Consider the following 8,127-nt stretch of genomic DNA (forward strand, 5'->3'; position numbering starts at 1 on the left):
GATTGACGTCGTCTGACATCGTGCAGAAGAAAGAGCCAGAGGATGGCATCTTTTTGGGCACAGCACGGCGTATCATGCGGCACTTCTTTCCTAAGGGGAGCCGGGGGCGCGACTGGGCAATCGGGATGTATTTTAAGCTGAAAAGGAACAGGGGGCAAGGCTCCTCAGGGAAATGACATGAAGCAGAAAAAAATGAACTATCTCGTGATATATGCCAAGGCATTGGCCGTGCTCCTCCTTCTGCTGCTCGTTTTTTACTGGGCGGCTGGCGAGCAGCTTTTCTACAGGGAATCTGCTGGAAGCCGAGGGGACAGCTATGGGAATTGCATCACGGAAGAGGTAACGGACAAGGTATGGATTGACCAGTATTTTGATGTGCAGATGGACAGGGTCATGTCTGTCGGTGTCCTCCTGACATCCAACGGCAAGGAAATCCATTCTGATATGCATTTTACGCTGACGGACATGGCTACTGGTGCGCAGCTGGCGGACAAGGTTGTTCCGGCTGATGCCATTGGGGTAAATGAATACCATTACTTAGAGCTTGAGGAAGGAGCCGTTGGCTTGCGGGGGCATAGGTTCAAGCTGTCCGTGTACTCTGAAAATGGCGAAGAAGGATGTTCGGCAGTGGCCGTATATGACAACTCCATATCTCCAGAGGGCGATGAGCTCTTCATCAATGGAGACACCGTGGCGGGGACATTGAGCTACAGCATTCAGGGAATGGATGATGTGTGGACGGGACATGCCTATCCGCTTTTGGCGTTGGGGCTGATTATGATTCTTTCGGTAGTATACTGGTCTTGCGCGCGACGGTTCGAGAACGGAAGGCACGAGCCTGTATTTGGGACGTTCTTTACCTTGAAAAGGTATGAATTTTTGATTAAGCAGATTGTCAGGCGCGACTTTAAGGTGAAGTACAAGCGCTCCGTGCTGGGCATGCTTTGGAGCCTACTGAACCCGCTCCTCACGATGGTGGTGCAGTATGTAGTCTTTTCCCAGCTGTTCAGGGGAAACATCGAGAACTTTCCAGTATACCTGTTGTCAGGAACGGTCATATTCGGCTTCTTTACGGAATCGGCCGGGCTTGCGTTGATGTCCATCATAGCAAATGCGTCCTTAATCACCAAGGTGTATGTCCCGAAGTATATCTACCCAGTGACGAAGGTGCTTTCATCACTGATTAACCTGTTTCTCTCTATGGTGCCGTTGTTCTTCATGATGATGCTCACAGGGGAGAAGGTGACGAAGGCTTTCCTGCTGCTCCCGCTGATTCTGCTGTGCGTGCTGGCGTTCACCATCGGAATTGGCATGTTGCTGTCCGCGCTGATGGTGTTCTTTAGGGACATGCAGTTTCTGTGGGGCATTATCAGCATGCTGTGGATGTACCTCACGCCGCTCTTCTACCCGGAGACCATTATTCCAGAGCAGTACAGGTTCCTGCATACATTCAATCCTATGTACTATTATGTGAAGGCGTTCCGAACGATTGTGATGGAGGGCATATCTCCAGAGCCGAAGATGTATGCGCTGTGTGCGCTGATGGCGTTCCTGTCGCTGGCTGTCGGTGGTGCTGTGTTCAAGAAGACGCAGGACAGGTTCGCTTTGAATATTTGATGGGGTGACGAGATGGGTAATGAAGTCGTATTAGTCGAGAATGTGTCCATGACGTTCCGACTGGATCAGAACAGGGTGCAGTCCCTGAAGGAGTTCATCGTGAAAAGGCTTTCCCACCAGATGAAGTACAGGGAGTTCTCCGCGCTGAAGGACGTGAGTTTCACCGTGGAGAAGGGCGATGTAGTCGGAATCATCGGCCGCAATGGTTCCGGAAAGAGCACCATCCTGAAATGTATAGCAGGGATTTATAAGCCCACCAGCGGAAGGATAACGGCGAGGGGGAACATTGTCCCCATGCTGGAGCTGGGTTCCGGCTTCGACATGGAGATGACGGGGCAGGAGAACATCTTCCTAAATGGGGCGATACTGGGGTATTCGGAGGATTTTCTGAAGGACAAGTACGATGAAATCGTGGTCTTTTCCGAGTTGGGCGACTTCATATATGAGCCAATCAGGACATATTCCTCTGGCATGCTGATGAGGCTGGCCTTCTCCATCGCCACAGTGGTGAATCCGGAAATCCTGATTGTGGACGAGATTCTTTCGGTAGGGGACGCTCAGTTCCAGGAAAAGAGCCAGGCCCGGATGAACGAGTTGATGGGGGGAGGGACGACAGTATTCTTTGTCTCCCACAACATCGAGCAGATAAAGGAGATGTGCAATAAGGTGGCGTGGCTGAGCCATGGAGAGTTGAAGATGTTTGGGGATACGGCTTCAGTATGCAGAGAATATGAAATATGGACGGAATAAAGGGGACATATCTTTAGCATACAAATGGAGAAACAGGAAGGTAATATATTATGGAGTTTAACTATCAGCAACAACCGGGATTAGAAAATAAGGGGAAATATGTGTCTGATCCAGAGCTGGCTTTGGTGACCATTATCACCCCATATTATAATGCGGGAAAGTATTTTGAGCAGACATTCAATTCCGTCTTGAACCAAACCTTTCCCTGGTTCGAATGGGTTATTATTAACGATGGAACGACAGTGGAGGCTGATATAGAGATACTGAGTTTTTTTGCCCAAAAGGATAAAAGAATCCGGATTGTGAATCAGGAAAATAAGGGGCTGTCAGCGGCCCGCAATGTAGGATTTGAGAACGCGAGGACGGATATTGTCATTCCATTGGACGCAGATGATTTAATCGAACCTCAATATTTGGAGTGCTTATTTTTTGGATTATATTATCATCCGGAGGCCGCATGGTGTTACACCTGTAGCATTGGTTTTGGCGCGGAAGAATATTTGTGGAAATATCCATGGAATGCTGAAAAGTTAAAGACATATAATTTTCTTAATTATTCAGCAGCAATTCGTAAAAAGGATGCAAGAGATATTGGGGGTTATAAGGTTGAAAAGTGGTCCTATTATGAGGACTGGCGATTTTGGCTGGAAATGCTGGCAGCAGATAAGAAGCCTGTGCATTTAGGTACTTGCTTATTCTGGTATAGACGGTTGGACGATGGCATGCTGTCAACAATACGAAAGGATCCGGAAAGGGTAGCATTTTGTGATAAGATTATCCAAGATGCCGCATCTAAGTCGAATGGGGCCATCAAGGCAGTGGAATATCCGCTTAAAAAGACAGAATATCCATACTATAAACCCGTTATGTTTAAATGGGACAAACAGAGAAAGTGGAATCCTATACATGATAAAATCCGCCTACTGCTTTTGATTCCATGGATGGTTATGGGGGGAGCGGATAAGTTCAATCTAGATTTAGTAAAGGGATTGAATAGAGAAAGATTTGATATAAGCATTTTGACGACAGAGGCTTCGGAAAATGTATGGCAGCAAAAGTTTGCGAAATACACGGATGAAATTTTTAACCTACCGGACTTCCTTGATCCTGCACATTATGCAGAGTTTGTAAGCTATTATATCCAAAGCCGGGACATAGATGCGATATTGATAACAGATTCATACATTAGCTATTACATGATACCGTGGCTTAAAAAGGAGTTCCCTCAACTGACTATTTTGGACTATGTCCATATGGAAGAATGGTATTGGCGAAAAGGAGGCTATGCAAGGGTTTCTGGTATATTTGGAGAACTTCTGGATAAAACTTATGTATGTAATAGTGCGACACGTAGGGTGATGATAGAGCACTTCGGGCGGACACCTGAAAGTGTCGAGACGCTATATATTGGTGTAGACAATATTGAATTTGACAGAAACATGGTTCGCCCAGGATATTTATATAATTTATTAGGTATAGAGGAAGGGCGACCGATTGTGCTTTTTCCGTGTCGGATTCATCCACAGAAGAGACCATTTATGCTGCTGGAGATAGCGGATAAGGTTTCCAAGAAGAGACCAGATATCCTATTTGTAATAGTTGGAGAAGGGGAGCAGTTGCCAGCGTTAAAGCTTGCAATTAAGGAAAGAGGACTGGAAGGGATTATTTATTCCATAGGACGTTCAGACAATATGAAAGAATGTTATCGGGACGCTACATTGACTTTGATTTGCTCCATTAAAGAAGGATTGGCGTTGACAGCATATGAGTCATGTGCCATGGGAGTTCCGGTTATCAGCAGTGATGTGGGTGGTCAAAGTGACTTGATTGATGATTATGTTGGAAGATTAATTCCTATGCTTCAAGAGGAGGTAGTCGATTTTGATACAAGGGATTTCAATGAAGAAGAAATAGAAATGTACGAAAAAGCGATTATTGAATTTTGTTCTGATGAATCCCTTTACGAAAGATGTAGCATAAACTGCCGCAAAAGGATTGAGGAAGGATTCTCCATTATTAATATGACACAATCATTTGAAAAAGTAATCGAAGACCTGATTGCCAACGAAAGTCTAGTGGAGAAACGCAGAAGACAGTCCACTTCTTTAAACAAAATGGGATATTTGGCAGAAGAACTGCTTACGAATAAAAATGTTGGGGATATGTGGGAAAGCGAAAGTGGAACTGTTTGGAATGAGAGGTGTTATTTTGAGAAAGGTATGGCTGAAGCAGATGTTACACTAGAAAGAATTTACTCAATGCGGACATGGAAAGTGGTTCAGAAGTATCGGCATTTCATGGTTGATACTAAAGCTGGGAGAGGAATCAGAGGAGTACTTGTAAGAATTTATCGTATTTTTCGCAGGAGATAAATGTGAACGATGAAAATCCTATAAGGAAGCATAAATGGGAGGAATAAATTTTTGAAATATGGGCTATTGGTTTTCAAGGGAACGGATAATATAGGGGACGACATACAGTCTTATTCAGCGGAAAGATTTTTGCCTCAGATAGATTATTTTATTGACCGTGAAAGCTTGAATGTTTTTCGGCCAGATAATGATGTTAAGGTAGCTACTATTATGAATGCATGGTATATGTATAATAAGTGCTGCTGGCCGCCGTCTCCATATATTCTTCCATGCTTTCTGTCTGTACACATTACGGGAAAAGATTTTTTTATGATTGAAGATGATTTTTTTAGCCCATATATTGTTGATTATTTTGGTAAATATGCTCCCATCGGAACCCGGGATAGTAGCACATTGAGACTGTTGCAGTCACATGGTATTGACAGTTTTTTCTCGGCATGTATGACCCTTACCCTTGAAGCAGACAAAAATATGGGTAGAGAAAAAATCATCTATTGTGTTGATGTGGACGATGATGTTACTGCTAAAATTAGGGAGAGGGCATGCTCTTGTCAAATAAGAAATGTTACACATAATATGAGAGGAGATTCAACTGATTTTTGCTGGGAAAAAAGAAGGAAGAATGTCATAGAATTACTTAACCAATATCAAAAAGCACAATGTGTTATTACAACAAGGTTACATTGCGCACTTCCTTGCCTTGCACTGGGGACACCGGTATTGCTGCTTTATAACGATGATGCTGATTCTAAAATGAGAATGGAAGACTATTTGCCATTGCTTCATCATTGCTCTAAGGATGAATTTATGCGTAAAGACATATATGGTGTTATGAATCCTCCCTTGAATAAGAACCTTCATATTGATTTGAGAAGAAATTTAATCAAAAGGGTGGAAAGGTTTCTGAATGATGTAAAAGACTTCAAAGAAAAAGATATAATTCCTGAAAACTATTGGTACGACCAACTAGTAAGGCAATCTGAAATACTTAAAAAGCAGTTGCCGAAGTTAAGGAGGAAAGAAGATTATATTTGGGGGATAGAGCAGGCTAAGAATTATTATGAGAGTCAAATGGAGCCTAAAGATGCACGTATAAGTGAACTGGAATCCTGGGCAACAGAATTAGAACGGACAAAGCAGTATTTAGAGGGACAGGTATTCTATCGGGATTTGCGTATAAAGGAATTAGAGGACTGGTTAAATAATCTAGATGAAGGAAAGAGATATTTAGAGGGACAGGTCGAATTCAAGAATGCAAGAATAGAAGAACTGGAAAAGTGGATTAATGAGTTGGAAGAAGCTAAAAGGTATTTGGAGAAACAGATTGAATATAAAGATGCGAGAATAGGAGAACTCGAGACGTAATTACTTGTGTTATGTAGTAACTATAATTGTAAAGTTATAGATGATGGGGAGAAATATTGTGTAATATGGAAAAACGCAAAAGATTTATAAGTAGGCGGCCTATATGCTTAGTAGCCGCAATAATATCTTTTATAATTTTGATAATTTTTGTTGATTATTTAGTTTGCACAAATATAATAAAAAAGTATCAGGAAATCACGTTGGACAGATTTACCTTATTTGGAGAAGAAGGAAAAAATTTAAAGGATTTTCTCTTAAAAGATGACGGCAGCATAATTTCTGAAACGGATGACCCATGGATTGAGTATGCTTTAGATGAACCAATATATATAAAATCGATTGACATTATAGTAGATTGGATAAACCTTGAAAGGAAGTATGCTCAAGTTTGGCTCATAACAGAAAAAGATGAATGGATAGATCAGGGATTTTATATTCATAGTGGGACAAATACAATTTGGCTAGACGATATTGGGGATGTTGGTAGAATATCCAAACTACGATTGGATTTATTTTCGCAAAGTGGATGCAGTATGGTGGTTAATCAAGTTGTTGTAAATGGCCACAAAACACTAACGATGAAGTATCAATGGTTTTTTATAACAGTTATTATAATTGCTTTATTGATAATTCTTCTGGTTAGAAAAATGAAGATAGAAGGACTTTCGGCATTTCGTGAGTTTAAGGAAGGTGTTATTCTTACGGTAGCACTCTCATTTTTGTGGTGTGTTTTTTCACCATTGGATTTGTACTTTAACAACCAATCAGAATTTTGGTTTGATATATATATTCTTTTGCCTACAGTTTTGGTGATGTTTATGGTAGGAATTTTAGTTGGCACTGGACTTTTGCTGATGCTATTTCTATTTCATAGAAGGATATATCATATTGGTGTGATTTTATATTTGATATTTTTTATCTGTTCCTATATACAGGGAAATTTCCTTGTTAATAACCTTCCTCGATTGGATGGATCTTCATTTGATTGGGGTGAATTTTCAGCAGAAAGAGTGAAAAGCCTTATATTATGGTGTGTTGTTATAGTTGCTGTAACGATGCTTCTTAAATATCTACATCTCAGAAAGATGTATTTTGTAATTAAATATGTATCTGGCGGGATAACCGGGATGCTTATAATTACATTATGTATTGAATGCTATACGACAAATGGATTTCAAAATAAGTTGGACGCAAATATTACTGTAAAAAATCAATTTGAAATGTCGAGCGAACAAAACTTTATCATTCTTGTGTTAGATGCTTTGGATGCTGAAGCTTTTGGTGATGTTATGGAGTATCATCCAGAATATAAGGAGGATTTTTCTGATTTTACATATTTTCCTGATACAATGGGGGCCTATCCCTTTACTGCACGATCGATACCGTTCATTTTATCAGGAGAATGGTTTGAGAATCGGACACTATTCGAAAAATATAATTCAAATATATATAAAAATTCAAGTTTCTTTTCAACGTTAGAAGAGAGAAATTATAAGTTGGGGATATATGAAACCACTGTTCCTACAACTGATAGCAGTATATTTAGATTTGATAATATTATAGAAAGTAATACAGGCCTAACATCCTATGTGGATTTTATAAAATCGGAACTAAAATTAATAGGGTTTAGGTATGCGCCGTTTGATTTCAAGCGATTTTGTGTATTATATTCAAGTGAATTTGACTTACTAAGAAAAAGGGATGAGAGCATATCCTATGAGGGGTTCAGAGACAACAATTTACAATTTTTTAGTAATATACAGACACAACCCATATCTTATACACAGAAAAATACGTTCAAATTCATACATATCGAAGGTGCACACGTTCCCTATCGCTATGACAAAGATGTCAACATCATTCTGGAAGGCGGCACCTACGAACAGAACATAGAAGCCAGTATGACAATTGCCGCTACATATTTAGAGAAATTAAAAAAAGCAGATTCCTATGATAATTCAGTCATCATTATTATGTCAGACCATGGCTATGATGAAGAAGGCACCGAAGAATATGGCCGTCA

At 40.7% G+C, this 8,127-nt stretch carries 5 protein-coding genes; all 5 read left to right on the forward strand.

Features of this window, described 5'->3' with window-relative positions; all coding sequences use genetic code 11:
* Positions 1–177: 177 nt before the first annotated feature.
* Positions 178–1,617, forward strand: coding sequence for an ABC transporter permease (locus Q2B33_RS00160; RefSeq protein ID WP_300568531.1), 1,440 nt, complete (start codon positions 178–180; stop codon positions 1,615–1,617).
* Between the two features lie 12 nt (positions 1,618–1,629).
* Complete coding sequence (locus Q2B33_RS00165) at positions 1,630–2,367, forward strand: ABC transporter ATP-binding protein (RefSeq protein WP_300568532.1); 738 nt, start codon at positions 1,630–1,632, stop codon at positions 2,365–2,367.
* A 50-nt stretch (positions 2,368–2,417) separates the two neighbouring features.
* A complete protein-coding gene (locus Q2B33_RS00170; protein WP_300568534.1) occupies positions 2,418–4,739 on the forward strand; it encodes a glycosyltransferase in 2,322 nt (773 codons plus the stop codon).
* A 51-nt stretch (positions 4,740–4,790) separates the two neighbouring features.
* Positions 4,791–6,104, forward strand: a complete 1,314-nt coding sequence (locus Q2B33_RS00175; RefSeq protein WP_300568536.1) for a polysaccharide pyruvyl transferase family protein — start codon at positions 4,791–4,793, stop codon at positions 6,102–6,104.
* Positions 6,105–6,169: 65 nt separating this feature from the next.
* Positions 6,170–8,127 (forward strand): sulfatase-like hydrolase/transferase (locus Q2B33_RS00180; RefSeq protein ID WP_330691339.1); only part of this gene is annotated, 1,958 nt, incomplete at its 3' end.

The sequence above is a fragment of the uncultured Acetatifactor sp. genome, assembly GCF_948601915.1.
In the GTDB taxonomy this organism is placed as follows: domain Bacteria; phylum Bacillota; class Clostridia; order Lachnospirales; family Lachnospiraceae; genus Acetatifactor.